At 72.1% G+C, this 25,429-nt stretch carries 25 protein-coding genes and 1 tRNA gene; 7 read left to right on the top strand and 19 right to left on the bottom strand.

What is annotated here, in order from left to right; all coding sequences use genetic code 11:
• Window positions 1–5 precede the first annotated feature (5 nt).
• Genes galK through C7S10_RS14755 form a run of 3 tightly spaced genes read right to left on the bottom strand, consistent with a single transcriptional unit; the run spans window position 6 to window position 3,011 of the window.
• Entirely contained in the window at window positions 6–1,166 is a 1,161-nt protein-coding gene (gene galK / locus C7S10_RS14765; RefSeq protein WP_108345190.1) for a galactokinase, read from the bottom strand.
• On the bottom strand, window positions 1,159–2,292 hold the full coding sequence (gene nagA, locus C7S10_RS14760) for an N-acetylglucosamine-6-phosphate deacetylase (protein ID WP_108345189.1): 1,134 nt from the start codon (window positions 2,290–2,292) through the stop codon (window positions 1,159–1,161). The genes galK and nagA overlap by 8 nt, the downstream gene beginning before the upstream one ends.
• The gene (locus tag C7S10_RS14755; protein ID WP_108345188.1) at window positions 2,289–3,011 is read right to left on the bottom strand and encodes a GntR family transcriptional regulator; all 723 of its coding nucleotides are present in this window, start codon (window positions 3,009–3,011) and stop codon (window positions 2,289–2,291) included. The genes nagA and C7S10_RS14755 overlap by 4 nt, the downstream gene beginning before the upstream one ends.
• A 142-nt stretch (window positions 3,012–3,153) precedes the next feature.
• Here C7S10_RS14755 and nagB point away from each other — a divergent pair, with 142 nt between their 5' ends.
• Window positions 3,154–3,939: a glucosamine-6-phosphate deaminase gene (gene nagB, locus C7S10_RS14750; RefSeq protein ID WP_108345187.1), complete on the top strand. Its 786-nt coding sequence runs from the start codon at window positions 3,154–3,156 to the stop codon at window positions 3,937–3,939.
• 4 nt (window positions 3,940–3,943) lie between these two features.
• On the opposite strand, the gene C7S10_RS14745 is transcribed toward nagB, so the two are convergent.
• Window positions 3,944–6,310 carry a xanthine dehydrogenase family protein molybdopterin-binding subunit gene (locus tag C7S10_RS14745; protein ID WP_108345186.1) on the bottom strand — a complete coding sequence of 789 codons (2,367 nt, stop codon included), beginning with the start codon at window positions 6,308–6,310 and terminating at the stop codon, window positions 3,944–3,946.
• A gap of 51 nt (window positions 6,311–6,361) precedes the next feature.
• On the opposite strand from C7S10_RS14745, the gene C7S10_RS14740 reads away from it, so the two are divergent.
• Window positions 6,362–7,123, top strand: a complete 762-nt coding sequence (locus C7S10_RS14740) for a dienelactone hydrolase family protein (protein ID WP_243395393.1) — start codon at window positions 6,362–6,364, stop codon at window positions 7,121–7,123.
• A 43-nt stretch (window positions 7,124–7,166) separates the two neighbouring features.
• Here C7S10_RS14740 and C7S10_RS14735 read toward each other — a convergent pair whose 3' ends face one another.
• Complete coding sequence (locus tag C7S10_RS14735; RefSeq protein WP_108345184.1) at window positions 7,167–7,598, bottom strand: MarR family winged helix-turn-helix transcriptional regulator; 432 nt, start codon at window positions 7,596–7,598, stop codon at window positions 7,167–7,169.
• A 97-nt stretch (window positions 7,599–7,695) separates the two neighbouring features.
• On the opposite strand from C7S10_RS14735, the gene C7S10_RS14730 reads away from it, so the two are divergent.
• A complete protein-coding gene (locus C7S10_RS14730) occupies window positions 7,696–8,301 on the top strand; it encodes a sigma-70 family RNA polymerase sigma factor (RefSeq protein WP_108345183.1) in 606 nt (201 codons plus the stop codon).
• 199 nt (window positions 8,302–8,500) lie between these two features.
• On the opposite strand, the gene C7S10_RS14725 is transcribed toward C7S10_RS14730, so the two are convergent.
• The 6 genes from C7S10_RS14725 to C7S10_RS14705 form a co-directional block, all read right to left on the bottom strand.
• A tRNA-Ala gene (locus C7S10_RS14725) sits at window positions 8,501–8,576 on the bottom strand.
• 33 nt (window positions 8,577–8,609) lie between these two features.
• Window positions 8,610–9,263, bottom strand: coding sequence for a histidine phosphatase family protein (locus tag C7S10_RS14720; protein ID WP_165807161.1), 654 nt, complete (start codon window positions 9,261–9,263; stop codon window positions 8,610–8,612).
• On the bottom strand, window positions 9,260–9,649 hold the full coding sequence (gene rsfS / locus C7S10_RS14715; RefSeq protein ID WP_108345181.1) for a ribosome silencing factor: 390 nt from the start codon (window positions 9,647–9,649) through the stop codon (window positions 9,260–9,262). The genes C7S10_RS14720 and rsfS overlap by 4 nt, the downstream gene beginning before the upstream one ends.
• A gap of 3 nt (window positions 9,650–9,652) precedes the next feature.
• Entirely contained in the window at window positions 9,653–10,279 is a 627-nt protein-coding gene (gene nadD / locus C7S10_RS14710) for a nicotinate-nucleotide adenylyltransferase (protein ID WP_108345180.1), read from the bottom strand.
• A 1-nt stretch (window position 10,280) separates the two neighbouring features.
• Entirely contained in the window at window positions 10,281–10,442 is a 162-nt protein-coding gene (locus C7S10_RS22280) for a hypothetical protein (protein ID WP_165807160.1), read from the bottom strand.
• Window positions 10,443–10,471: 29 nt separating this feature from the next.
• Complete coding sequence (locus tag C7S10_RS14705; protein WP_108345179.1) at window positions 10,472–11,731, bottom strand: glutamate-5-semialdehyde dehydrogenase; 1,260 nt, start codon at window positions 11,729–11,731, stop codon at window positions 10,472–10,474.
• A 65-nt stretch (window positions 11,732–11,796) separates the two neighbouring features.
• On the opposite strand from C7S10_RS14705, the gene C7S10_RS14700 reads away from it, so the two are divergent.
• Both C7S10_RS14700 and C7S10_RS14695 read left to right on the top strand, forming a co-directional pair.
• On the top strand, window positions 11,797–13,335 hold the full coding sequence (locus tag C7S10_RS14700; RefSeq protein ID WP_133176529.1) for a hypothetical protein: 1,539 nt from the start codon (window positions 11,797–11,799) through the stop codon (window positions 13,333–13,335).
• A gap of 1 nt (window position 13,336) precedes the next feature.
• The gene (locus C7S10_RS14695; RefSeq protein WP_108345177.1) at window positions 13,337–14,863 is read left to right on the top strand and encodes a hypothetical protein; all 1,527 of its coding nucleotides are present in this window, start codon (window positions 13,337–13,339) and stop codon (window positions 14,861–14,863) included.
• Between the two features lie 62 nt (window positions 14,864–14,925).
• Here the strand turns inward: C7S10_RS14695 and C7S10_RS14690 are convergent, their stop codons facing one another.
• The 5 genes from C7S10_RS14690 to C7S10_RS14670 all read right to left on the bottom strand — a co-directional run bounded on the left by C7S10_RS14690 (window position 14,926) and on the right by C7S10_RS14670 (window position 19,174).
• Complete coding sequence (locus tag C7S10_RS14690; RefSeq protein WP_108345176.1) at window positions 14,926–15,879, bottom strand: electron transfer flavoprotein subunit alpha/FixB family protein; 954 nt, start codon at window positions 15,877–15,879, stop codon at window positions 14,926–14,928.
• A 13-nt stretch (window positions 15,880–15,892) separates the two neighbouring features.
• The gene (locus C7S10_RS14685) at window positions 15,893–16,684 is read right to left on the bottom strand and encodes an electron transfer flavoprotein subunit beta/FixA family protein (RefSeq protein WP_108345175.1); all 792 of its coding nucleotides are present in this window, start codon (window positions 16,682–16,684) and stop codon (window positions 15,893–15,895) included.
• 125 nt (window positions 16,685–16,809) lie between these two features.
• The gene (locus C7S10_RS14680; protein ID WP_108345174.1) at window positions 16,810–17,748 is read right to left on the bottom strand and encodes a DUF6801 domain-containing protein; all 939 of its coding nucleotides are present in this window, start codon (window positions 17,746–17,748) and stop codon (window positions 16,810–16,812) included.
• Window positions 17,749–17,959: 211 nt separating this feature from the next.
• Window positions 17,960–18,322, bottom strand: a complete 363-nt coding sequence (locus C7S10_RS14675) for a hypothetical protein (protein WP_243395392.1) — start codon at window positions 18,320–18,322, stop codon at window positions 17,960–17,962.
• Window positions 18,323–18,358: 36 nt separating this feature from the next.
• Window positions 18,359–19,174, bottom strand: coding sequence for an enoyl-CoA hydratase/isomerase family protein (locus tag C7S10_RS14670; RefSeq protein ID WP_243395391.1), 816 nt, complete (start codon window positions 19,172–19,174; stop codon window positions 18,359–18,361).
• Window positions 19,175–19,235: 61 nt separating this feature from the next.
• Between C7S10_RS14670 and glgX the strand changes: the two genes are divergently transcribed.
• Window positions 19,236–21,422 (top strand): glycogen debranching protein GlgX, encoded by a 2,187-nt coding sequence (glgX, locus tag C7S10_RS14665; protein WP_108345173.1) that lies wholly within the window; start codon window positions 19,236–19,238, stop codon window positions 21,420–21,422.
• Window positions 21,422–22,105, top strand: a complete 684-nt coding sequence (locus tag C7S10_RS14660) for an ion channel (RefSeq protein WP_108345172.1) — start codon at window positions 21,422–21,424, stop codon at window positions 22,103–22,105. The genes glgX and C7S10_RS14660 overlap by 1 nt, the downstream gene beginning before the upstream one ends.
• A gap of 144 nt (window positions 22,106–22,249) precedes the next feature.
• Here C7S10_RS14660 and C7S10_RS14655 read toward each other — a convergent pair whose 3' ends face one another.
• The 3 genes from C7S10_RS14655 to C7S10_RS14645 all read right to left on the bottom strand — a co-directional run bounded on the left by C7S10_RS14655 (window position 22,250) and on the right by C7S10_RS14645 (window position 25,429).
• Window positions 22,250–23,152 (bottom strand): helix-turn-helix domain-containing protein, encoded by a 903-nt coding sequence (locus tag C7S10_RS14655; RefSeq protein WP_108345171.1) that lies wholly within the window; start codon window positions 23,150–23,152, stop codon window positions 22,250–22,252.
• A gap of 65 nt (window positions 23,153–23,217) precedes the next feature.
• Window positions 23,218–24,531 (bottom strand): hypothetical protein, encoded by a 1,314-nt coding sequence (locus C7S10_RS14650; protein ID WP_108345170.1) that lies wholly within the window; start codon window positions 24,529–24,531, stop codon window positions 23,218–23,220.
• 193 nt (window positions 24,532–24,724) lie between these two features.
• Window positions 24,725–25,429: a glycoside hydrolase family 16 protein gene (locus C7S10_RS14645; RefSeq protein ID WP_108345169.1), complete on the bottom strand. Its 705-nt coding sequence runs from the start codon at window positions 25,427–25,429 to the stop codon at window positions 24,725–24,727.

Raw genomic sequence — 25,429 nt, 5'->3', positions numbered from 1 at the left:
GAAACTCAGGCGGGCAGCACCCTGGCGCCCGGTGCCGCCACCGCGGTGAAGACCCTCGGCTCCGGCCAGCCGCGGTCCGCGAAGGCCAGTGCGACGGCCGCCGACGCGGCCTCGACGGCGCCGTCCGGCAGCAGGGAGATGGCCGAGCCGCCGAAGCCGCCGCCGGTCATCCGGGCGCCCAGCGCACCGTGCGCCAGGCAGGTCTCCACCACGACGTCGAGCTCGTCGCAGGACACCTCGTAGTCGTCGCGCAGCGAGGCGTGGGAGGCGGTCAGCTCCGCGCCGAACGCGTCCAGGTCGCCCGCCTCGAGCATCGCGACGGCGGAGGTGACACGGTCCATCTCGGTGAAGACGTGCCGCGCACGGCGGTGCAGGACGTCGTCGTCGGCCAGCACCGACAGCGCGTCGTCGTGGTCGGTGACCTCCGCGAGGAGCGCGACGCCCAGCCGCTGGGCCGCCTCCTCGCAGGAGGCGCGCCGTGCGGCGTACCCACCGTCGTTGAGCTCGTGCGCCGCACGGGTGTCGACCACCAGGAGGGTGAGGCCGTGCTCGGCGGGCTCCCACGGCACGTCGGCGGTCTCGCCGGTCGCGGTGTCGAGGAGCAGCGCATGCCCGTCGCGGGCCAGCATCGAGACCGTCTGGTCCATCCCGCCCGTGGGCGCACCGGCGACCTCGGTCTCGGCGCGGATGCAGTCCTCGATCAGCTCCCGCCGGGCGGCCTCGTCGTCGCGCCGACCGACCGCGGCGCTGATCGCCAGCGCGACGGAGCACTCGAGGGCGGCCGAGCTCGACAGGCCCGCGCCGGCGGGCACCCGACCGTCGACGAGAACGTCGAGGCCGGGAACCTCGATCCCTCGTTCGCGCATCGCCCACACCACGCCGGCGACGTAGGCGACCCAGCCGTCGGAGCGACCGGGGCCGAGCTCGGTCACGTCACCGGTCCACGGCTCGTCCTGCTGGCGACTGCGGACGGTCAGGGCCGTGTCGGGGCGCAGGCGCACGGCGGCGTACGTCGAGAGCGTCAGCGCCATCGGCAGGCAGCGTCCGCCGTTGTAGTCGACGTGCTCACCGATCAGGTTGACCCGCCCGGGAGCGACCGCGACGACGTCGGGCGCCGTGCCGAAGTGCGTCTCGAACTCGGCCCGCAGGCCGTCGGCGTCAGTCATCGATCTCCTCGTCCAGCCACGCGCCACGTCGCATCACGCGACGCACCCGGGTGGACGCGTCGAGCACGACGAGGTCAGCGTAGGCGCCGGGCGCGAGGCGTCCGACGTCGTCCCGCCCCAGGACCCGCGCCGGCGTCGAGGTGATGGCCGCGACAGCTGCCGGCAGGTCGACCCCGGCGACGTGCACCGCGTGGTGCAGCGCCTGCGCGAGGGTGATCGCACTGCCCGCGATCGCACCGCCCGGCACCAGCCGGGCCACGCCGTCGACGACCGCGACCTGCAGCCCGCCGAGCCGGTAGCTGCCGTCGGCCGCACCGGCCGCCGCCATCGCGTCGCTGACGAGAGCGAAGCGCCCGGACGCCCGCACGGCCGCGTCGCGGAGGACCGCGGGGTGCAGGTGGATGCCGTCCGCGATCAGCTCGACCGTGACCTCCTCCCGCTCGAGCAGGGCCAGCACCAGTCCCGGCTCCCGGTGGTGCACCGCGCGAGCCGCGTTGTAGAGGTGGGTCGCCACCCGCACGCCGGCGTCCACCGCGGCATGGGCCAGGGCGTACGTCGCATCGCTGTGCCCGAGGGCCGCGATCACGCCCCGGTCGGCGAGCCGGCGCACGGCGTCCAGTCCGCCTTGGCGCTCGACCGCGACCGTGACCATGCGGACCGCGCCGGGGACGGCCGAGACGAGCCCGTCGACCTCGTCGGGATCGGGATCGCGGAGCAGGGCGGGGTCGTGCGCGCCGCAGTGGATCGAGGAGAGCCAGGGTCCTTCGAGGTGGACGCCGGCGAGCTCGTCGTCCGCCACCAGGGGGGCCAGGTCGCGGACCTGGTGCTCGAGCGTGCCGAGGGTGTCGGTGACGAGGCTCGCCAGCGACGTCGTCGTACCACTGCGTCGGTGCGCCGCGACCGCGCCGAGGGCGGCCTCGGGGCCGTCGGAGAAGGAGTGACCGCCCCCGCCGTGGCAGTGCAGGTCGACGAAGCCGGGCACGAGGGTGGCGTCGCCGAGGTCGACGTCGCAGGTGGCTGGCTCGCCCGCACCGAGGTCGGCGATGCGGTCGCCCTCGACGCGGAGCCACGCGGGGCCGATGACGCTGTCGGGCAGGACGAGCCGGCCGGCGCGGACGACGGTCACGACTCCTCCCCCGTCGCGGCGGTGCGCATCGACTCGTCGAGGCTCATCTGGAGGGAGTAGCGGTCGCCGCGATACCAGCTGGTGACGTGCTCGATCGGACGGCCCCCGCTGCGCGAGCGCCGTTCGAAGGCCATCAGCGGAGCACCCACGGGCGCCTCCAGCTGGGCGGCCTGCCACGGGTCGGCCGCGGTCGCCCACACCGTCTGCTCGGCCTCGTCGACGGGACGGTCGTAGGCCGTGGCGAGGAGCGCGTACAGCGACCCGGTCACGTCGTGGGCGTCGAGGTCGGTGACGAGGTCGGCGTTGATCCAGTCGACCTCGAGGGCGATCGGGTCGCCGTCCGCGAGCCGGAGCCGCTCGAGCCGCCAGCCGGGGCTGCCGTCGAAGAAGGCGGCCACCGCGCCGGTGGTCTGCTCGCGGGAGAGCCGGACGAGCCGTGAGGACGGCTGGAGGCCGCGGCGGCGCATGTCGTCGGAGAACGAGGCCATGTGCAGGGTGCTGCGCAGCCGGCCTCGGGAGACGAAGGTGCCCTTGCCCTGAGCGCGCTCGAGGACGCCGTCGTGCACGAGGGAGTCGATCGCCTTGCGCACGGTGGTGCGGCTGATGGAGTAGGTGTCGGTCAGCGAGCGCTCCGACGGCATCGGGCTGCCCGGTCCGAGCCGGCCCGCGGTGGAGATCAGGGCGCGCTGGAGGGCGCGGTGCTTGGGCTCGTCGGTCATGCCGCGTCCCTCCACTGGTAGTGACAACTTGCGACGTGCGGCGAACGCTACCACCCGACGACAGGCTCAGCTCGGCCTCGCGTTGACCTTGCTGGTAGGTACCACTACCGTGGCCACTGGTCCGTTCGGAGGAGGAACCAACGTGGAAGTCATCATCGTCGACACCGCCGACGAGGTCGCGCGCGTCGCGGCCGACGCCATCAGCGCGCTCGTCGCGGCCCGGCCCGACGCCGTGCTCGGTGTCGCCACCGGTTCCAGCCCCGAGGGCATCTACGACGAGCTGTCGCGCCGGGTCGCCGCGGGCGGGCTGAGCCTGGCCGGCGCGCGCGCGTTCATGCTCGACGAGTACGTCGGGCTGCCGGCCGACCACCCCGAGCGCTACCGCAACGTCATCCAGCGCGCCTTCGTGGACAAGGTCGACATCGCGGCCGACGCCGTCGCCGGCCCCGACGGCGGGTCCGACGACCTCGCGGGGGCGTGTGCGGCGTACGAACAGGCGATCGCGGACGCCGGCGGCATCGACCTCCAGCTGCTCGGCATCGGGACCGACGGCCACATCGCCTTCAACGAGCCCGGATCGTCGCTCGCCTCGCGCACCAGGATCAAGACCCTGACCCACCAGACGCGGGCCGACAACGCACGCTTCTTCGACGGGAGGATCGACGACGTCCCGCAGCACTGCCTGACCCAGGGCATCGGCACCATCCTCGATGCGCGCCACCTCGTGCTCGTGGCCACCGGGCGGCACAAGGCCGAGGCGATCCACCACCTCGTCGAGGGACCGGTGAGCGCCATGTGGCCGGGCAGCGCGCTGCAACTGCACCCCCACGTCACCGTCGTCCTCGACTCCCCCGCCGCGTCGCGGCTCCAGCTCGCCGGCTACTTCACCGAGACGTACGCCGCGAAGCCGGCGTGGCAGGGACTCTGACCGCTCAGACCTCGACACCACCGTCGGCGGGTCCGCGCTCGACCTCGAGCGCGTCGAACGCGGCCGGCGGCTCGCGCCACGGGTCGGCGAGCCGGCCGGCCCGGGCGTCCTGCACGGCCCGCCACACGCGATCGGGCGTGCACGGGATGTCGACGTGGCGCACGCCGAGGTGGGCGAGCGCGTCGACGACGGCGCTCTGCACGGCCGGCGTGGAGCCCAGCGTGCCGGACTCGCCGATGCCCTTGGCCCCGAGCTCGTTGAGGCCGGTCGACGTCTCGGTGTTGGACGCCTCGAACGTCATGGTGTCGGCGCTCGTCGGCATCTGGTAGTCGGCGAAGGTCGAGGTGAGAGGCTGCCCGGCCTCGTCGTAGACGAACTGCTCCCAGAGCGCCTGCGAGATGCCCTGTGCGATGCCGCCGTGCTGCTGGCCGCTGACGATCGTCGGGTTGAGGATGCGGCCGCAGTCGTCGACCGCGACGTGCCTGATCGGGACGACGCGACCGGTCTCGGTGTCGACCTCCACCACGGACACGTGCGCACCGAACGGGAACGTGGCGCCGGACTGCGGGACGTCCAGGTCGGCCCGCAGCGACACCCCGCGCTCGGCGGCCTCGGCGCCCAGCTCGCGCCAGGTCCGGACCGGGGTCGGGACGCCGGCCACCCGCAACCCGTCGTCGGCGACCTCGATGTCGGCGGGCGAGGCCTCGAGCAGGTCGGCCGCGAGGTCGACCGCCTGCTCGCGTACGGCGCGGGCCGCGGCTGCGACGGCACTGCCCCCGAGCTGCAGCGACCGTGAGCCGCCGGTGCCACCGCCCGTGGGGACGGCCGCGGTGTCGGACTGGACGTAGGTGATGGAGTCCATCGGGACGCCGAGCCGGTCGGCGACGATCATCGAGAACGACGTCGCGTGCCCCTGCCCGTGCGCCGAGGTGCCGGACATGACGACCACCGACCCGTCGGGCTCGATGCGGACGCTGCCGAGCTCGGTGCCGCCGAAGCCGGTGATCTCGACGTAGGTCGACACCCCGATCCCGAGCTGCTTCGCCTCGCCGGCCTCGCGGCGCCGGAGCTGCTCGGCGCGGAGCCCGTCGATGCCGGCGACCCGCAGGGCCTCGGTCAGGGCGAGCTCGTAGTCGCCCGAGTCGTAGAGCAGGCCGGTGCGCGTCGTGTAGGGGAAGGCGTCCTTGGCGATGAGGTTGCGGCGCCGGACCTCCTCCGGGGCGAGGCCGAGCTCGTGCCCAGCCAGGTCGAGCAGGCGCTCCAGCATGGCGGCGGCCTCGGGTCGCCCCGCACCGCGGAAGGCTCCCATCGGTGCGGTGTTGGTCATCACCGCGATCCCGGCGTAGTCGATCGCAGGGATCTCGTAGGGACCCTGGGCCATGATGTGGGTCGGGCCGACCACCAGGGCGCCGCCGAAGCCGGCGTACGCCCCGCAGTCACCGATGTTGCGGGCGCGCAGCCCGACGATCGTCCCGTCCCGGGTCAGCCCGAGCTCGGCGAACTGCACCTGCCCCCGGCCCTGCATCGAGAGCATCGCCTCGCTGCGGGTCTCGCTCCACGCCACCGGCCGGCCCAGGATGCGGGCGGCGGCGACGACAGCCGCGTGGGTGAAGGAGATCCCCGCCTTGCCACCGAAGGCCCCGCCCACGTGCGGGGTGACCACGCGCACCCGCTCCTTGTCGAGACCGGTGAACTTCACCAGCAGGTCGCGTGCCAGGTGCGGCTGCTGCGTCGCGACGTGGGCGGTCAGCTCGACCTCGCCGTCGGGGCGCGGGTCGGCGAGGATCGCGTTGCCCTCGATCGGCGCGGTGGCGATGCGCTGGTTCTCGATCCGGGCGCGTACGACGACGTCCGCGCCGGCCAGCACGTCGCCCGCGTCCTCGGGGTGGACCGCCCGGACCGACTGGGCGATGTTGGTCCCGAGCTCGGGGAACTGCAGCGTCGCGTCGGGTGCGAGGGCAGCCTCCATGTCGACCACCACGGGCAGCTCGTCGTAGTCGACGTCGACCAGCTCGGCGGCGTCGACCGCCTGCGCCCGGGTCTCCGCCACGACCAGCGCGACGGGGTCGCCGACGTAGCGCACCACGCCGTCGGCCAGCGGCGGGTGCCCGACGCGCTCGTGGACCACGGCGAACGGCGGCACCCTCTCGCGGCCGAGCGTCGCCGCCGTGTGGACGGCCAGGACCCCGGGCGCGTTCTCGGCCTCGGTGGTGTCGATGGACCCGATCCGCGCGTGGGCGAACGGGCTGCGGACGAAGACCGCCTGCGCCGTGCCCGGGATCCGCAGGTCGTCGACGTAGCTGCCGCGACCCGTCAGGAGCTCCGGGTCCTCGACGCGACGGACGTGGTTGCCGAGGAGTGATCCGACCATGGTCCGGAGGGTACGCCGGGGTCGTGGACCCCGATGGCCGAGACTGGAGCGGTGACCACCCGTGGAGAACGTGTCCAGCTGACCACCCCGGACGGACCGGCCGAGGCCTACCTCACCCGGCCCGCCGAGCACCCCGGCCCCCACCCCGGCGTCCTGCTCTACATGGACGCCATCGGGCTACGGCCGCAGATCGAGCGGGTGGCGGACCGGATCGCCGACTGGGGCCACGTCGTCCTCGCCCCCAACGTCTTCCACCGCCACGGCACCGCGGCGGAGATCGCGCCGACGACCGACCTGCGACTCCCCGGCGAGCGCGAGGCGTTCTTCGCCACGGTCATGCCGCTCGTCGCGAGCCACAGCGCCGAGGAGGCCGCCCGCGACCTCTCGGCGTACGTCGCTGCGCTGGACGCCGACCCGGACGTCGCTCCGGGGCCGATCGGCACGGTCGGCTACTGCATGGGCGGTCGGCTCGCGCTGCGTGCCGGTGCCCAGCTGCCCGACCGGGTCGCCGCGATCGGGATGTTCCACGTCGGCGGGCTCGTCACGGACGCGCCGGACAGTCCCCATCTCTCGATCCCGCAGGTTCGCGGCGAGGTGCTGGCCGGCTACGCCGACCACGACGGCTCGATGCCCCCCGAGGCCGTCGCGACGGTCGACGAGGCGCTGTCCGCGGCCGGCCTCGCACACACCACGGCGGTCTACCCCGGGGCGTCGCACGGCTTCGTCATGGCCGACACCTCGATGTACGACGAGGACGCCGCCGAGCGGCACTACCGCGAGCTGCAGGACCTGTTGGCCCGCGCCCTGGTGTGAGGACGGCCGCGCCCGCGTCGGCGCGAACCACCCGCCAGTCGGGTCAGCTGACCCGGTCGGTGAGGGTGCGCAGGACGGCCTGGAGGTCGGAGAACTCCTGGTCGTCGAGCGCGAGGGCGTCCTTCATGTCGCACTGGATGCGGTGGGCGTGCTTGCGCAGGGCGTCACCCTTGGCGGTCAGCGACACCACGACGTAGCGCTCGTCGTTGTGGTCGCGGTGGCGAGCAACGAGCCCACCCGCCTCCATCCGGCGCAGGAGGGGCGTGAGGGTGCCGTGGTCGAGCCGCAGGGCGTCCGCGATCTCGCGGACCGTGCGGTGCTCGTGCTCCCAGAGCACGATGAGCACGAGGTACTGCGGATAGGTCAGGCCGATCGCCGTCAGGGCCGGGCGGTAGGCCGCGGTCACCGCGCGGGAGGCCGCGTAGAGGTCGAAGCACAGCTGGTCCACCAGGGGCGGCGCATCGATGTCGGCCATGTCGCACATTCTCGCACGTGGATCGGCTACCTTGTGCACAAGTTACTTGCACACACTGGGTACGCCGGGGCTGACGAGAAGACGATGAGGCTCGACCATGACCGGACGTACCGCACGCACGACCCACGCACCACCCTCCACCGTCGACCCGCTGGCCGAGCTGCTCCTGCGCTCGGGGCGTGGTGACGAGGACGCCTTCGCCGAGGTCTACGCGGCGACCTCCCACCGGATCTACGGCATCGCCCTCCGTGTGGCCCGGGACCCGCACCAGGCGGAGGAAGCAGCGCAGGATGCGTTCGCCGAGATCTGGCTGAGGTCGGCCCGGTTCGACCCGGCCCGCGGCTCCGCCATCGGCTGGATGATGACGCTCGCCCACCGCCGTACCGTGGACCACGTGCGCTCCAGCGCCGCCGGCCGACGACGCGACGACTCGTGGCACCAGGACACCGCGCAGTTGACAGCTCCGGACACCACCTTCGACCAGGCGCGCGCCAACCTCGACGCCCGCGTCGTCCACACGGCGATGACCTGCCTGTCGGCCGTGCAGCGCCGTGCTGTCGAGCTGGCCTACTTCGACGGCCACACCTACGCCGAGGTCTCCCGCATCATGCAGACCCCCGTGGGCACCACCAAGACCCGGATGCGGACCGCGCTCCTCCTGCTCCGGGCCCACGCGGGCGTCGCCACCACGGCCAGCGCCTGACGGCCCGGCGCATGACGCAAACGCCGGCGCGAAAAACATCAAGCCGGACCCTGACGGATCCGGCTCGAGGTGATGGTGGAGGTGAGAAGACTCGAACCCCTGACCCTCGGCACGCCATCGCCCGGACTGGCACTGTCGATACCAGCTGCGCCGGCGCACAACGCAAAACACCGGCCCGTGGGCCGGCGTTTCGAGGTGATGGTGGAGGTGAGGGGACTCGAACCCCTGACCCTCTGCATGCCATGCAGATGCGCTACCAGCTGCGCCACACCCCCATCGGGGCTGTCTCTTGGACAACTCGCGGAATCTTAGCCAACGCTTCCGGCAGATGTGAAATCGGGTGCCATCCGGTTGTACGCCGCGAGCCGGAGCTCGTCCCCGGCGCCGGTCTCGACCAGCGTGGCCCACCCGCAGTTGTCCATGCCGCGCAGGCTCTGGCCGAGGGTGCGGTCCCAGCCCAGGAGGGCGACGAGGCCGACCTTGGTGGACGCTCCGTGGCCGACGACGCACACGGTCTCGCCGGGCGCGACCGACGCCAGCGCCTCGCGCAGGGCGGGGACGATGCGCTCGATCACGTCGTCGGTGCTCTCCGCGCCGGGCACCGCCTCGGTCGCCTCGAACAGCCCGCCGGCGGCACTCCAGGCGGCGTGCTCGTCGGGAAAGGCCGCCGCGAACTCGGGCACGGTCATGCCGGAGCGCTCCCCCACGTCGTACTCCCGCAGGCGCTTGTCGACCTGGACGGTGAGCCCGCACGCGCGGGCCACCTCGTCGGCCGTCGTGCTGGCGCGGGCCAGGTCGGAGCTCCAGAGCGCAGAGGGACGCAGCGCGGCGATCGCCGGGGCCACGGCGCGTGCCTGGGCGCGGCCGGTGTCGTCGAGGGGCACGTCGAGGTGGCCCTGCGCGCGACGCTCGGCGTTCCACGCGGTCCGGCCGTGGCGCAGCAGGACGAGGGTGCGGGTCACGCTTCCGGGGTCTCCGCAGCCGGCGGGCCCGGCTGCGGCACCGGGATCGCCGGGCAGTCGCGCCACAGCCGCTCGAGGGCGTAGAACTGGCGCTCGTCCTCGTGCTGCACGTGCACCACGATCTCGCCGTAGTCGAGGAGCACCCAGCGGCCCTCGCGCTGGCCCTCGCGGCGGATCGGCTTGGCGCCGGCCTCGCGCAGCTTGTCCTCGATCTCGTCGACGATGGCGTTGACCTGCCGCTCGTTGGAGGCCGAGGCGAGCAGGAAGGCGTCGGTGATCGCGAGCTGCACGCTCACGTCGAAGGCGATGACCTGGAGGGCGAGCTTGTCGACGGCCGCCGCGGCGGCGATCTGGACGAGCTCGAGGGCGTGGTCGGTGGCGGTCATGTCTCAGGATTCCTTGGTGGTCGAGGCGTAGAGGTCGTGCTTGGCGATGTACTGCACGACGCCGTCGGGCACGAGGTACCAGACGGGTTCGCCGCGGCGCTTGCGGTCGCGGCAGTCGGTGGAGGAGATCGCCAGGGCGGGGATCTCGACCATGGTCACGCGGTCCGAGGGGATCGCGTCGAGGGTCTTCTCGTCCATCTCGTAGCCGGGCCGGGTGCAGCCGACGAACTGCGCGAGCTCGAAGAGCTCGTCGACGTCACGCCAGGTGAAGATGTCGGCGAGGGCGTCGGCGCCGGTGATGAAGTAGAGCTCCGCGTCGGGCATCGCGGCCTTCAGGTCACGGAGCGTGTCGATCGTGTAGGTCGGCCCGGTGCGGTCGATGTCGACCCGGGAGACGTTGAAGCGCGGGTTGGCCGCCGTCGCCACCACCGTCATCAGGTAGCGGTCCTCGGCGGGCGAGACGTTGCGGTCGGCCTTCTGCCACGGGGCCCCGGTCGGGACGAAGACGACCTCGTCGAGGTCGAACCACGCCTGCACCTCGGAGGCCGCCACGAGGTGGCCGTGGTGGATGGGGTCGAAGGTGCCGCCCATGACCCCGACGCGGCGCACGGTCCGCTCCTCGGTGGGCACGTCAGCTGTGCTCGCGCCCGCCGCCGAAGGAGATCAGGGCGAGCAGCAGGCCCAGCAGGATCGCCAGCGCGATGGCCCCGATGAGGTAGGGGGACACGGCCGGCTCGTCGGCCGTCTCGGAGGCCATCTGGACGGCGTGGATGCTCAGGGCGCTCAGCGACATGCGCCGCATCCTATCGGCCGCAGGCCGGGTCACCGAATGTGGCCGTCCCCGATCACGACGTACTTCGTGGACGTCATCTCCGGCAGACCCATCGGCCCCCGGGCGTGCAGCTTCTGGGTGCTGATCCCGATCTCGGCGCCGAAGCCGAACTCACCGCCGTCGGTGAACCGGGTCGAGGCGTTGACCAGCACGGCGGCGGAGTCGACCGAGGCGACGAACCGGCGGATGGTCGCCTGGTCGCGGGCCACGATGGCGTCGGTGTGACCGCTGGAGTGGGTGCGGATGTGCCGGATGGCTGCCTCGACGTCGTCCACGACGGCCGCGGAGATGTCGAGCGAGAGGTACTCCGCCCCGAAGTCCTCCTCGGTCGCCTCGACGACGCCGTCGTACTCGGTGAACCGGTCGTCGCCGTGGATCGTGACCTCGCGCTCGTGGAGGGCGTCGATCACCTGTGGCAGGAAGTCGTCGGCGATGTCGGCGTGGACCAGCAGCGACTCAGCCGCGTTGCAGACGCTGGTGCGGTGGGTCTTGGCGTTGACCACGATCGCGAGCGCCTGCTCGAGGTCGGCCGACGCGTCGACGTACACGTGGCAGTTGCCCACGCCCGTCTCGATGACGGGCACCGTGGACTCCTCGACGACGCTGCGGATCAGGCCGGCGCCGCCGCGCGGGATCAGCACGTCGACGAGACCACGCGCGCGCATCAGCGCCTTCACCGAGTCGTGCGAGTCACCGGGCACGAGCTGGACGGCGTCCTCCGGCAGCCCGGAGGCCAGCAGGGCCGTGCGCAGGGCAGTGACGATCGCGGCGTTGCTGGAGCGCGCGCTGGACGAGCCCCGCAGCAGGACCGCGTTGCCGGACTTGAGGCAGATGCCGGCGGCGTCGGCGGTGACGTTGGGACGGGCCTCGTAGATCATCCCGACCACGCCGAAGGGCACCCGCACCTGGCGCAGCTCGAGGCCGTTGGCGAGGGTCGATCCCCGCACCACCTCGCCCACGGGGTCGGGCAGGCCGGCGACCTCGCGCAACCCGGCCGCCATCGCCTCGAGCCGGTCGTCGTCGAGCCGCAGCCGGTCGATGATGTTGGGCGGCGTGCCGTTGCCCTCGGCGCGCGTGACGTCCTCGGCGTTGGCGGCCAGGACCTCGGGGGCGGCCGCGAGCAGGCCGTCGGCCATGGCGTGCAGCGCGGCGTCCTTGACGGCACGTGTCGCGAGGGCCAGGTCGTGGCTCGCCACGCGCGCTCGCGCGGCAACCTCTCGCACGTCGCCCTCGTCATAGGCAATGCTCATGCTGGCCAGCGTAGGTCGAGCGCAGCTGCTGCCGACCGACGTCTCACGCTCGGAAGGGATGTGTCATGCGGGGGAATATCGCTCTCGGCTCCGTGCTCGCGGCGGGACTGCTCGTCGCCGCTCCACCCACCGGCGAGGCGTCGGGCACGGACCCGACCGCCGGCCTCCCGGAGCGGCTGGGCACCGGCGTCATCGTGGACCTGGCGGACGGCGACCGGTTCAAGGTCGTCGTGTCCCCCGACCAGCGCACGGTGTGGGGCAGCCGCTACGACGCGGCCACCAGCGCCTGGGGCGAGCGCAGCGTGGTGCTGCGCGCGAAGGACCTCTACTGCGGCAACGTCGACGCCCGCGCAGCCGGCACGGCCATCGCCGTGATCGCGCGGTGCGACCGGGGAGGCTACGCCGACGACCAGGCTCCCACGCACTCGCAGGCGCTCTACTCCCCCGACGGCTCGACGTGGCAGCGGGCCACCCTGCCGGGCGAGGCCTACGACGAGCCCGGCATCTCGCCCAGCGGCAACGCAGCGATCTGGCCTGTCCACCAGGGCTGGGTCACGTGGACGAACGGGCGGTTCACCGAGGTCGAGCGCAGCCTGCCCGGTCAGGAGTACACGATCACCGGCATGATCTCCGACGCCGGAGACGTGTCCGTGATGTACGGCGAGGCCCGGGACCGCGGTCGCGACTGCGTGATGACCGTGCTCGACGTCGCTGCCACCGGTGCCGAGAGCAGGCAGGAGCTCGACGTACCCAACGCCTGCGCCGACGTGTGGCTGGCGAACGTCGACGCCACCACCGTGTTCTTCGGCGAGCGCGAGTATCCCGCGTCGGCGGTCACGATCACCCGACCGGACACCGCGTCGCCGTGGGCCGTCACCGGTCCTGCGCCCGACCGTGCGCCCGGTCTCGTGCGACACCGCGGCCGCGGCACGGCGACCACCCTGTTCACCAGCTCGCCCGGACTGCCGCTGCTGGCCGTGGGATCACCCGACAAGCGGACGTTCTACGCCCAGTCCTACGACCCGGTCGCGCACAGCTGGTCGGCCCCCACCGCGATCCGGACGGGGCCGACCGCGTGCACCTGGGGCGACAACTTCATCCAGGAGCCGCTGGGCGTCTTCGCCCTGCGCGTGCGGTGCGGGAAGGCCGAGCGGGTGCTCGTCAGCGTGGACGGCGCCACCTGGACCGACGTGTCCCTGGCCGGACGCCCTCTCGGGGTGGCGCCCGACCACGCCGAGGTGTCGGTCTCCAACGCGCGGCGCACCTTGGTCTTCTCCCGCGAGGAAGGAGTGGTGAGGCTGCCCGTCGGCGGCGACAACCGCTGCGACGCGGTCCAACCCGTCTCCCCCGACACCGCGATCCGGCTGACCGCGTCGACAGATCGGGGCTGGCCGAGCCGGCTCGAGGTGTCCACGTCCAGCGGGTGGCGACGCACCGACACCACGATCCCGCGGTCCCGGGTCGGCGACGACACGTGCCGCGAGTCCGACGTCGCCCTCTACGAGCGCCCGACGACCTACAACTTCCTCGGGCGCCGTCGGGTGGCGTCGCTGGTCGTCACACCGCGCGGTGACGGCTGGGTCGTACGGCGCGGGACGTACTGACATGCGCCGCGCTGCCACGGCCACGCTCGCCCTCCTGGCCGCCCTGCTCGTGCCAGCACCCGCCCACGCGGAGCCGGAACCGGTGCCACCGCACCCGTCGTCGCCGCTGGCGGGACTGCCCGACCCGGTCCTCCGGGGCCAGGTCGTCGCCCTGGCGGACGGCGACCGCTACGAGGTGACGTCGACCGCCGGGGGACGCAGCATTCGCGGCCGGCGCTGGGACGCGGCGACGCGGTCCTGGGGCCCGGCCCAGGTGATCTTCCACGACGACGACCTGCGGTGCTGGGGGGTCGTGGCGCGCGGGTCGGGCAACGGCGTGGCCGTGCGGATCGGGTGCGGTCCGGCCCTGGTCGAGGAGTGGGACGGACACCCCCACGCCATCGTCTCCGCCGACACGCAGACCTGGCAGTCCCGCCGGCTGCCCGGCTACGGGTGGGCCTCGACCGGCATCTCACCCGACGGCACGCAGGCCGTGTGGGCCCGGGGCGACGACTACTACACCTGGAGCGCCGCGACCGGGTTCGTACGCCGAGTCGCGGACCCGCCCCGTCCGGTCTTCGAGGGCGAGGCGCCGATGATCACCGACGCCGGGACGGTGACCATCGCCTACGAGGACGACTCGTGCTCGGTCACGTTCGACACCTACCTGTCCGCCGGGGTCCCCACGCGACAGGTGCTGCCGACCGGCCCGGACTGCTACTCCACCGGCGTCACGGCGATCGACTCCCGCACGCTGGCCTTCGGCGACGACGCCGACGAGTGGTCCAACGCCCGCCTGACCCGGTCCGGCGACGACTCGCCATGGGTGGTGAGCGCGGTCGCACCGCTGTCCGCACCCGGGCTGCTGTCGGACCGCTTCCTGCGCGGCTTCGCGCCCCTGCTCCTCGACGCACCGGACCTCCCGCTCGCGGTGGTGGGCAACGGACCCGCCGACCTGCGCGTGCAGGTCTTCGACCCCGCGGCGCAGGCGTGGCGGTCCCCCGTGTCGATGCTCACCAGGTCGAGTGGGACGCGCTGCAACTACCGCAACGACCTCACGGCCGGCCTCGGGTTCTACGCGCTCTCGCTGCGTTGCACCGGCGCCGACCGGCTGGTCAGCTCGCCCGACGGAGCCGCGTGGACCGCGTGGCCGCTGCGCGCCCAGGCCGTCGGTCCCAACGCCACGCTCGGCCTGGTCGCCGTCCCCGACCATCACCGCACCGTGGTGCTCGGCCGCGGCTCCGCCACGGCGGTGCCGGTCGGCACCGACGGCGGCTGTGACGTCGTCGTCCCCGTCGCCGCCGACCGGTTGCTCCGACTCACCTCGAGCCGTGGTCGCGACGGCTGGCCCGACCTTCTTCAGCGCTCGACGCCGAGCGGCTGGAGGACGGTGCACCGGGTCGAGGTCCCACGCCACGGCAGCTGCGGGCGCGTCTTCCCGGGCCTGCGTGCCGGTCCCCGGTTCTCCCTGCAGGGCCGACGGGGGTCGATGCGGGTGCAGTTCGTCGAGCAGGACGGGCGTTGGGACGTCCGCGTGCACGCCCGCTGACCGTCCGGACGTGCGAACGCCCCCGACCGGGAGGTCGGGGGCGTTCGGCGTACGGCGAGGGGTCAGCCCTTGCGCTTGGTGATCTCCTCGGTGGCGGCCGGGAGGACCGTGTGCAGGTCGCCCACGACACCGAAGTCCACGAGCTCGAAGATCGGGGCCTCGTTGTCCTTGTTGACGGCCACGATGGTCTTAGAGGTCTGCATACCGGCGCGGTGCTGGATCGCGCCCGAGATGCCGTTGGCGACGTAGAGCTGCGGCGAGACGGTCTTGCCGGTCTGGCCGACCTGGAACGCGTGCGGCATCCAGCCCGAGTCGACCGCGGCACGCGAGGCGCCCACGGCGGCGCCGAGCGAGTCGGCGAAGTTCTCGATCGGCTCGAAGTTGCCGCCGGTGCCACGACCGCCCGAGACCACGATCGCGGCCTCGGTCAGCTCCGGGCGACCGGTCGCCTGCCGCGGCTGCGAGGCGATGACCTGGGCGGTCTTCGCAGCGTCCGAGATCGACGGCGCGAACGCCTCCACGGCGCCGGCACCAGCAGCCTCCTCGGGGGCGGCCGAGTTGGGCTTGACCGTGATGATCGGGGTGCCCTGGGTGACCTTCGCGGTGACCGTGTAGGAGCCGGCGAACACCGACTGCGTGGTGACCGGGCCCTCCTGGACGTCGACGGCGTCGGTGATCAGGCCGGACCCGATCTTGATCGCGAGGCGGGCCGCGACCTCCTTGCCCTCGAACGTCGAGGGGAACAGGATCGCCGCGGGCGAGCTCTTCTCGGCCAGCTGCTGCATCGCCTCAGCCTTCGGGGCCACGAGGTAGCCCTTCAGCTCGGCGTCGTCGATGACGTACACCTTCTCCGCGCCGTACGCCTTGACCTTCTCGGCCACGGCGTCGGCCTGGTCGGCCGCGCCGAAGAACACGGCCGACGGCTCGCCGAGGCGCCGCGCGATGGTGAGCAGCTCGAACGTCGGCTTCTTGACCGCGCCGTCGGCGTGGTCGATGACAACCAGAACTTCAGACATTGACTGATCTCCCTCAGATGAACTTCTTGGAGGCGAGGAACTCGGCCAGCGCGACCGCGCCCGAACCGTCCTCGTCCGTGACGACCTCGCCGGCGGTGCGCGGCGGGCGGGCGGTGGTCTCCTCGACCTGCGACCACGCCACCGACAGGCCGACCTCGCCGGCGTCGACGCCGAGGTCGGCGAGGGAGAACACGTCCAGGGGCTTCTTCTTCGCCGCCATGATGCCCTTGAAGGACGGGTAGCGGGCCTCACCCGTCTGGTCGGTGACCGACAGCACGATCGGCAGGGTCGCGCCGATGACCTCGGTGGAGCCCTCGTTGTCGCGCTTGATCCGGACCTGGTCGCCCTGGGCCTCGACCACGGAGGCCAGCGTGACCTGCGGGAGGCCGAGGCGCTCGGCCAGCATGGCGGGCACGACGGAGCCGGAGGCGTCCGTCGAGGCCATGCCGCACACGACCAGGTCGGGCACGCCGATCTTCTCGATGGCCTTGGCCAGCACCAGCGACGTCGCGATGTAGTCGGAGCCCGCGATGGCGTCGTCGAGCACGTGGACCGCCTTGTCGGCGCCCATCTGCAGCGCCTTGCGAGCAGCGTCGACGGCCTTCTCGGGACCGACGCACAGCGCGATCACCTCGTGCTCGCCCTCGCCCGCCTTCTCCTTGAGCTGCAGCGCCTGCTCGACGGCGTACTCGTCGAGCTCGGACAGCAGGCCGTCGACGCCGACGCGGTCAACGGTGTTGTCCGACTCGAACTGCCGGTCGGCGGTCGCGTCGGGTACGTACTTCACACAGACGACAATGTTCATGGTGTGTGGCCTCGCGGCCCCTCCTGTTATGGCGATTGTGCTGCCGAGGTTACAAGTGAGTAACCCCACCGCGGAACAGCGTCCGCGGTGGGGTTACTCACAACATCGGGCCCGACGGGCCGGGCTCAGGAGACCGTGAAGGACGCCTTCGTCGACGACGCCTCGGTCGTGCTCGATCCGGCGTACTTCACCGCGACCTTGTACTTTCCCTTCGCCTTGATCTTCGAGAAGACGGCCCTGGCCTTGCCGCCCTTGAGGGTGGCGCTGACGGACTTGAGCTTCTTCGCGCCCTTCTTGAGGGTGATCGTGACCTTGCCGGTGGCGGTGCCGGTCGCAGCCTTGACCGTGACCTTGACCGTGGCCTTCTTCTTCGCGTACGTCACCTTCGCGCTCGACTCCGTCCTCGCCTTCGCGCCCGGGGTGGGCGTGGGGGTCGGCGTCGGGGTGGGCGTCGGGGCGGTCCCGCCCGTCACGGCCACCGTGTCGACGACGGCGTTCTGACCGGGGTTGAGCTTGCACGGGATCGTGTACGGCGACAGCAGGGCCGGGTTGCCGCTGCCGTTCTTGCCGACCAGGACGGCCGTGAAGTCGCCGGCGGTGATCTTGAGGTCGCCGTTCGTGGTGGGCGTGATCGGCTTGCCGGCCGCCGTGGCCACGACGGTGAGGGTCCCGGAGGCCGGGATCGTGGTGACCGGGATCTGCGCGGCCAGGGTGCCGGGCGTGCCGTCCACGGCGTAGCCCACCGAGGACGAGGCGCCGCTGGAGTTGGTGCCGCCCTCGACGGTGCGGGCCCCGGCCGTGCCGTAGAGGAGGTTGCGCAGCTCCTCCGGGACGGTCACGGTCGCCGTGAGGTTGGGCGTGAACGCGGTGCCGGCCACCACGGTGGCGGGGGCGTCGGTGTCGGCCTTGACCGAGAACGTGCGGTCGGTGCCGGTCGGGTCCTTGCAGGTGTAGAGCAGCGCGCCGGACTCGGCCCCGGCGGGCGCCGCGAGGACGGCCGTTCCTCCCACCAGGATCGCGGAGACGGCCGCGACCGAGCACTTCTTGGACAGCGTGGAAGCCATCAGAGTCCCTCCCAGGATTCGTCTTCCCGAGCGTGGCCACCCCTCCCGGACAGCCGATGACACTCGAGTTGTCACACAGTGTCACAACATGGCACAGCGCTCGATCGGTGTCCAGAGAGCCCGGGTCGAGTGCTGGGCCACGTGGTGACTACTGCGCGTAGCGCACTCGACCTGTCATCCACGACGGCCAGCCCCACGGACCACAAGCGCCTCAGGGGCGGATGATGCGGTCCAGGATCCGTCCGATGATCAGCCACACCACCGCGCCGAGGCCCCAGTTGACCAACGCGTTCTTCGTCGCCGCGTTGTCGCCGTCGAACTTGAGCACGCCCTCGTTGCGGTCGAAGACGCCGAGGTCGACGTAGCTCGCCGCGTCCTTGATGAACTGCACGAGCTCGTTGTCGGGATTGGCCTTGAGCGCCACCAGCAGCGCCCCCAGCGCCAGCGCCAGCGCGCACAGCACGCAGACCAGCCACACCAGCTGGGCGATCCGGGCACGCAGTGCAGCGGCGGCGGACGCCGCGCGTCCCTTGCCGTCCGACTTGTCCTGGGTGTCAGTGCTGTCCTTGGCCACGAGGGTCCTTCCGTCGGTGGTGCGGTCTGCCGTGCATCATCGCGCGACGAACGTCGCCTTGCCCGGACCGTTCTCAACGAACGACCGCATGCCGATGGCACGGTCCTCGGTGGCGAAGACGGCCGCGAACTGCATCTGCTCGATCTCCAGGCCGGTGTCGAGGTCGGTCTCCAGCCCACGGTCGATGCAGGTCTTGGCCGCCCGCAGCGCGAGGCTCGCGGCGCCCGAGAACTGTCCGGCCCAGGCCAGCGCGGCGGCGTACACCTCGTCGGGCTCGACGAGCCGGTCGACCAGGCCCAGCGCCAGCGCCTCGTCGGCCTGGACGAAGCGGCCCGTGAAGATCAGGTCCTTGGCCTTGCTCGGTCCGATCAGCCGCGCGAGGCGCTGGGTCCCGCCGGCGCCGGGGATGATCCCGAGGAGCACCTCGGGCTGCCCGAACGTCGCGTCGGTGGCGGCGATCCGGACGTCGGCGGCCAGCGCCAGCTCGCAACCGCCGCCCAGGGCGTAGCCGCGCACGGCCGCCACGACGGGCTTCGGGATGCGTGCGATCGCGGTGACGGCTCCCTGCACGGACGCGGACGCCTTGACCATGTCGGCGTAGGACAGGTCGGCCATCTCCTTGACGTCGTTGCCGGCGGCGAAGACCCGCTCCCCGCCGTACACCACGACGGCCTTCACATCGTCGCGCTCGGTCGCCTCCCGGGCGGCGGCCGCGAGCCCGGCCTGCACGGCGAAGCTGATGGCGTTCATCTTCGGCCGGTCGAGCCGGATGGTGCCGACCCCGTCGGCCACCTCGAGTCGGACGAAGTCCTGCGGGCTGTCCTGCGTCTCCTGGGTCATGTCCTGGGTCATACGAGCATTCATAGCGCCACGGAATCCCGCGCGTCGATGCGGGGGCAGGCACAATGCCCGGGTGACACCTGGACTGTGGGCCCACGCCGGCGAGACGACGACCGTGTGGCCCGGCCGCAACTGGCCGCTCGGGTCCACGTGGCGGCCGGAGGCGACCAACTTCGCGGTCTACGCCCCGCGCGCCCGGGCGGCCTGGCTGTGCCTGTACGGCGACGGCGAGGACGCGACCGAGCGACGCATCGAGCTGACCGAGCACTCGCTCGGCATCTGGCACTGCGCCGTCCCCGACCTGCCGACCGGCACCCGCTACGGCTACCGCATGGACGGCGAGTGGGAGCCCGGCCGCGGACTGCGCTTCAACGTCGACAAGCTGCTGCTCGACCCCTACGCCAAGGCGGTCTCCGGCACCCTCACCCCCGGCCCGGCGATCTTCGGCCACGACGTGGACGCGCCCGAGGAGCGGAGCACGCTCGACTCCGCGCCGTACGTCCCGCGCAGCGTCGTCGTCGACGACACCTTCGACTGGGGCGACGACGTGAAGCACGGTCGGCGCTGGCGCGACACGGTGATCTACGAGCTGCACGTCAAGGGCATGACCCGGCTGCACGACCGGGTGCCCGAGGAGCTGCGCGGCACCTACGCGGGTCTCGCGACGCCGGCCGTGACCGACTACCTGCGCGACCTGGGCGTCACCGCGGTCGAGCTGCTGCCGGTCCACCAGTTCTTCTCCGAGCCGGCGCTGGCCGAGAACGGGCTGGTCAACTACTGGGGCTACAACTCGCTGGCCTTCTTCGCCCCGCACAACGCCTACTCCGCGAGCGGCGACCGTGGCGAGCAGGTGCGCGAGTTCAAGGAGATGGTCAAGGCCTTCCACGCGGCCGGCCTCGAGGTCTACCTCGACGTCGTCTACAACCACACCGCCGAGGCGGGACCCCTCGGGCCGACGCTGTCGTTCCGCGGCCTCGACGACCTCGGCTACTACCAGCGCGTCGACGCCGCCGACGTGGTGGAGGCGATGGTGGCCGACGACACGGGCTCGCCCACCGACACGTACTGGGACGTCACCGGCTGCGGCAACACCGTCGACGCGACCCACACCCAGAGCCTGCGGATGATCCTCGACTCGCTGCGCTACTGGGTCAACGAGATGCACGTCGACGGCTTCCGCTTCGACCTGCTCAGCGCCCTGACCCGGACCGACCAGCGCGTCGACATGGGCAGCCACCTGCTCACCGCCATCGGGCAGGACCCGGTCCTGCGTCACGTGAAGCTCATCGCCGAGCCGTGGGACGCCTCGATGGACGGCTACCGTGTCGGTGAGTTCCCACCGCCGTGGGTCGAGTGGAACGACCAGTACCGCGACACGATGCGCGACTTCTGGCGCGGCCACACCTCGGGCGTGCGCACGGTCGCGACAAGGCTGGCGGGGTCCAGCGACCTGTACGCCGACGACGGCCGCTCGCCGTACGCCTCGGTCAACTTCATCACCGCCCACGACGGCTTCACCCTGCGCGACCTGGTGTCGTACGACCACAAGCACAACGAGGCGAACGGCGAGGGCAACCGCGACGGCACCGACAACAACCGGTCCTGGAACTGCGGCGTCGAGGGCGAGACCGACGACGCCGACATCCTCGCTCTCCGTCGCCGCCAGGCCGCCAACCTGATGGCGTCGCTGTGCTTCTCCAACGGGGTGCCGATGCTGACCGCCGGCGACGAGCGAGGTCGCACCCAGGGTGGCAACAACAACGCCTACGGCCAGGACAACGAGATCTCGTGGATCGACTGGCGCCCGGACGACGCCTGGCTCGACGTCTACGAGATCACCAAGACCGCCCTGCGGATCCGGCGCGACCACCCCGCGCTGAGGCAGCGGCACTGGTTCGAGGGGCGCCCGACCATCCGCGGCGGCCCCAAGGACCTGGCCTGGCTGCACCCGAGCGGTCGGGAGATGACCGGCGACGACTGGCACGACGACGGCCTCCAGGCGTTCGGCATGTTCGTGTCGGGCGACCCGCTCCGCGCCCCCGGCCCGCGCGGGGAGCAGCAGCACGACACCTCGTTCGTCATCTGGCTCAACGCGTCCGCGCACGACGTCGAGGTGACCCTGCCCGAGAACGACTGGGTCGACTCGGGCGAGATCGTGCTCTCGACCGACCCGGACAACCCGATCGGGACGCCGGTGAAGTCGGGCAGCACGCTCGTGCAGGAGGCGCGCTCGGTGCTGGTGATGCGAGAGGTGAAGTAGTGGACTGGCGCCGGATCCCGGTGCTGCGGCACCCGTGCGCGGACCTGCTGCTGATCCAGCTCCTGGGCATCCTCGTCTACCCGTTCCTGGGCAACCAGCCGGCCGGCCGCGCGGTGTTCTCGATCCTGGCGCTCGCCGTCCTGGTGATCGCGGTGATGGCCGTGCGGATGACCCCCGCGCTGAGCTGGGTCTCCGGCATCCTCGGCCTGCCCGTCGTGGTGCTGACGATCTGGGAAGCCGTCTCCCCCGGCACCGAGCCGGTGGTCCTCTGGTCGTCGATCTTCCACGCGGCGTTCTACTTCTACACCGGCTATGCGCTGCTGAGATACATGTTCGCCGACCACGTCGTGACGACCGACGAGCTGTATGCGACGGGCGCGACCTTCACGGTCGTGGCCTGGGGCTTCGCCTACCTCTACCTCGCGATCGACATCGTCTGGCCCGAGTCGTTCTCGGTGGTGTCCAACCCGCTCGAGGCGCGCGCGTGGTTCGAGATGCTCTTCCTCTCGGTCACCACGATGACCAGCACCGGGCTCTCCGACATCTATCCGATCCGCCCGCACGCCCGCTCGTTCGTGATGCTCGAGCAGATCGCCGGGATGCTCTACCTCGCGCTCGTGGTCGCGCGGATGATCGCGCTGACGGTGAGCCGGACGGCCTCGCGGGTCACGAAGGACGACTGACCCAGTCGATCGGGTCGCCGGCGGTGGTGAACCCCGGCGTGTCGGACGTGATGAACCCGCAGGGGTCGTACGCCGCCACGCTCGCGCTCGCCGTACGCCACGACTTCATCACGTTCGACGCGCCGCAGCCCGGGCCGACGACGGTCAGGCGCGGCTGACCCAGTCGATCGGGTCGCCGGCGTCGAGGTCGGTGATGCCGAACGACTCCAGGGCTCCGAGGACCACCACGCGGCGTACGGCGGCGAAGGTGAGCACGTGGGCGACCATCCCGCCGTAGGTGAAGACGCGCGGCTCGTCGCAGGTGACGTCGAGGAAGGTGTCGTCGAGGCGGCCCTCCTCCGCCGTCTCGCGCACCTGGGTGAGGAACGCCGGCCCCTCCTCCGCGAGCTCCCGGCGCAGGGTGGTGAGGCTCTTGCCCCGCTCGGGGCCCCAGTCGTAGGGACGCTGCGACGAGGCGGCGTTCCACTGGGCGAGCTGGCCGACCAGCCGGCCCAGCACGGAGCGGACGGTCATGTCGTCGTCGATGGTGCCGACGGAGACCTCGATCGGCTGGTCGAGCTGCTCGTCGGTGAGGCGCTCGGCGCGCGTGATGAGCTCACCCGTCAGCCACAGGTGGTGCTCCAGCATGCGGGTCAGCAGGTCCATGGTCGTCACCTTCGTGGTCGTGGGCAGCCGGAGGGTGCCCGGTGGGTGGAAGTGGATGTCGCTGGGCGAGTCGATCTGGGTGCGCGTGGGGCTGCACCGCCAGCGGGCGGGCGGCGCCCCGTAGGCGCGCCGGAACGCCCGGGTGAACGCCTCGTGGGAGCAGAAGCCGGCCCCGAGGGCGATGTCGACGACCTGGCGGTCGGTCACCGCCAGCTCGAAGGCGGCGCGCTCGAGCAGCAGGCGTCGTCGCATCCGCCCCGGCGGTTCACCGCCGTGCGCCGAGACGATGCGGTCGAGGTGGAAGCGCGAGAGGTGCAGCCGACGCGCCCGCTCCTCGCTGTCGAGGTCGAGGGTCTCGACCATGGTCGCGAGGAAGGCGGCGAACGTGTCGGTCGCGGTCATGGGACCACTGTGCACCGGGCCGGCACGGCCCCGCTTGATCGGCGTTGCGGGTCGGTGAGCGCGATCTAGAGGAGCGAGGCCTGACCGCTCGGGAAGCCGTGGTCGCCGGGCGAGGTGGTCGGCCAGCCGTCGGGCAGCGGGTAGGCGTCGACCGCCACGGGGTCGTCCTGGAGCCACTCTGCGAAGGTCGCCCGCACCCGCTGCCCGACCAGCTGCTTCTCCCAGTCCGTGCCCGCCTTCCACGCGTCGAGGGCGTCGGCCGGGACCACCGGCAGGTTGTCCGCCGGCCCCTTCTCCAGCATCTCGCGCAGGGTCCGGTGGGCGTAGGCCACCAGCGCCGTCCCGACCGCGAGCATGAGCAGGAACGCAGCGGCATCGGCCCACCCCGACACCAGCGACATCGCGCCGAGGCCGACGGACACCACCTGGAAGGTCGCGGCGAACACCACGAGGCAGGTCGACGCCACGAGGCCGGCGACGCTGACCTTCGTCGTGCTCGTGCCGAGCAGCTTGACCAGGGTGTTGGCGAGCGCGATGAGCGCGGCACTGACGAGACCGGCGACGGTCATGACGCGCAGCGCCGCCTTCGGCTCCTCGCCCAGGAGGGCGGTGAAGGCATCGACGCTGGTCGCGAGGGCGATGAACCCGGTCGAGGCGACCGTCAGGTTGGAGACCCAGGAGTCCTTGAACGACCAGCCCGCCTCGAGCCCGCTGACGGCGGCCGTCCACCCGAAGCGGGCAGGCGCGGGACAGTCCTTCCACCCGGGCACCTGGCCCCTGAGACCGGCGAGCCGCGACGTGACCAGGTCCCGCACGGCGACGTACCTCCGCTCACGGTCGTCGATCATGTCGTCCGAGGGCGCGGCCTGCGCGCCGTCGACCGTCGCCCGGGTCTCGCAGGCGAAGGACCAGACACCGACCGCGACGACGAGCCCCACCGCGGCGGCCCAGGCGAGGGGCGTCCACACGCTCTCCTCCTCGGCCGGCGCGCTGATCGTGGCCGGAGGCAGGACGCCGGCCCCGTCGAGGTCGACCTCCACCTCGGACGCGTCGTCGAAGCAGTCCTCGTCGAGGGTGAGGTCGACCGTCGTGGTCCGCAGGCCCAGCAGCTGGGTCGTGCCGAGCTCGACCCCGCACGCCCCGGCCTCGACGGCATCCTGGTCGAGGTCGACCCGGGCACGACCGGTGTTGATCAGCTCGACCGACGCCGTCGACCCGCCGTCGTCGGCGCGCTCTGCCGTGGCAGTGGTGCCGTCGAGGACCACGCGAGGACCGCGTTCGGCGCCGGCGGCGCTCGTGGCAAGCAGCCCGAGGCCCACCGGGGCGAATGCGGCTCCGAGGACCCCACCGATGATCAGGCGCGTCACGACGCGATGCATCCCCACAGGATGGGGCAACCGGGTGCCTCCCGTCAGCACCTGCACGGCGTTCACCCCGACTGGGTAGGTCACCCTCCGGCTCGTCAGCGCGACCAGGACGACCGACACCGCCGAGGCTGGGTGTGGATTCGGTGTCACTGGGTGGCACCGGACCCACATTCAGTGCCCGCGTGGGGCAGAACGCCCGAACTGGCTAGTCCAGCTCGTCGACGCTGATCCGGTCGACCAGGAGCACCGCTGGGAGGTCCGGGGTGTCGGTGTCGAGCTCCGGCCAGTCGCCCCCGATCGCCAGGTTGACGAGCAGGAAGAACGGGTGGTCGAAGGGCCAGGGTCCGGGCACGTCCGACCGCGTCAGCCGGTGGTGCTCCCGGTCGTCGAGGAGCCACGTGATCCCCGACTCGTCCCAGAGGACGGCATAGTCGTGGAAGTCCTCGGAGAGATCGGTGCCGGCGTCGATGGCCGCGCCGACTCCTCCCGCGAGCCCGCTGTAGCCCGGCCCGTGCAGCGTCCCGCAGCAGCGCCGAGGCTCGGTCCCGACGTGCTCCATGACGTCGATCTCACCGCACGCGGGCCACCCGACCTCGTCGATGTCGGCGCCCAGCATCCAGAACGCGGGCCAGGTGCCACGACCGCCCGGGACCTTGATCCGGGCCTCGATCCGGCCGTACCTCGTGGCGAAGCTCGTCCGTGTCGTGAGGCGTGCCGACGTGATGGTGTTGTCCACCTCGCGACGGGCCGTGATCCTGAGGTGTCCGGCACCGTCGAGGTCGGCGTTCGCCGCGTCACCCGTGTAGACCTGCCGCTGCCCATCACCCCACCCTCCGCCGCCCAGGTCGTACGTCCAGACCCGCGAGTCAGGCGGCTGATCGTCTCGCCCCTCGAAGTCCTGGACCCACAT

Source organism: Nocardioides currus (assembly GCF_003057875.1).
In the GTDB taxonomy this organism is placed as follows: Bacteria; Actinomycetota; Actinomycetes; order Propionibacteriales; family Nocardioidaceae; genus Nocardioides; species Nocardioides currus.
The sequence above is the reverse complement of the archived record's forward strand: the minus strand, read 5'-3'. Positions and strand labels throughout refer to the sequence as shown.

Bases quoted from the DNA above. Each gene is read 5' to 3' on its own strand.
- galK (WP_108345190.1), bottom strand. From the start codon at position 1,166: ATGACTGACGCCGACGGCCTGCGGGCCGAGTTCGAGACGCACTTCGGC.
- C7S10_RS14755 (WP_108345188.1), bottom strand. From the start codon at position 3,011: ATGACCGACGAGCCCAAGCACCGCGCCCTCCAGCGCGCCCTGATCTCC.
- C7S10_RS14745 (WP_108345186.1), bottom strand. From the start codon at position 6,310: ATGGTCGGATCACTCCTCGGCAACCACGTCCGTCGCGTCGAGGACCCG.
- C7S10_RS14735 (WP_108345184.1), bottom strand. From the start codon at position 7,598: ATGGCCGACATCGATGCGCCGCCCCTGGTGGACCAGCTGTGCTTCGAC.
- C7S10_RS14730 (WP_108345183.1), top strand. From the start codon at position 7,696: ATGACCGGACGTACCGCACGCACGACCCACGCACCACCCTCCACCGTC.
- rsfS (WP_108345181.1), bottom strand. From the start codon at position 9,649: ATGACCGCCACCGACCACGCCCTCGAGCTCGTCCAGATCGCCGCCGCG.
- C7S10_RS22280 (WP_165807160.1), bottom strand. From the start codon at position 10,442: ATGTCGCTGAGCGCCCTGAGCATCCACGCCGTCCAGATGGCCTCCGAG.
- C7S10_RS14705 (WP_108345179.1), bottom strand. From the start codon at position 11,731: ATGAGCATTGCCTATGACGAGGGCGACGTGCGAGAGGTTGCCGCGCGA.
- C7S10_RS14700 (WP_133176529.1), top strand. From the start codon at position 11,797: ATGCGGGGGAATATCGCTCTCGGCTCCGTGCTCGCGGCGGGACTGCTC.
- C7S10_RS14695 (WP_108345177.1), top strand. From the start codon at position 13,337: ATGCGCCGCGCTGCCACGGCCACGCTCGCCCTCCTGGCCGCCCTGCTC.
- C7S10_RS14690 (WP_108345176.1), bottom strand. From the start codon at position 15,879: ATGTCTGAAGTTCTGGTTGTCATCGACCACGCCGACGGCGCGGTCAAG.
- C7S10_RS14685 (WP_108345175.1), bottom strand. From the start codon at position 16,684: ATGAACATTGTCGTCTGTGTGAAGTACGTACCCGACGCGACCGCCGAC.
- C7S10_RS14680 (WP_108345174.1), bottom strand. From the start codon at position 17,748: ATGGCTTCCACGCTGTCCAAGAAGTGCTCGGTCGCGGCCGTCTCCGCG.
- C7S10_RS14670 (WP_243395391.1), bottom strand. From the start codon at position 19,174: ATGACCCAGGACATGACCCAGGAGACGCAGGACAGCCCGCAGGACTTC.
- C7S10_RS14655 (WP_108345171.1), bottom strand. From the start codon at position 23,152: ATGACCGCGACCGACACGTTCGCCGCCTTCCTCGCGACCATGGTCGAG.
- C7S10_RS14650 (WP_108345170.1), bottom strand. From the start codon at position 24,531: ATGCATCGCGTCGTGACGCGCCTGATCATCGGTGGGGTCCTCGGAGCC.
- C7S10_RS14645 (WP_108345169.1), bottom strand. From the start codon at position 25,429: ATGTGGGTCCAGGACTTCGAGGGGCGAGACGATCAGCCGCCTGACTCG.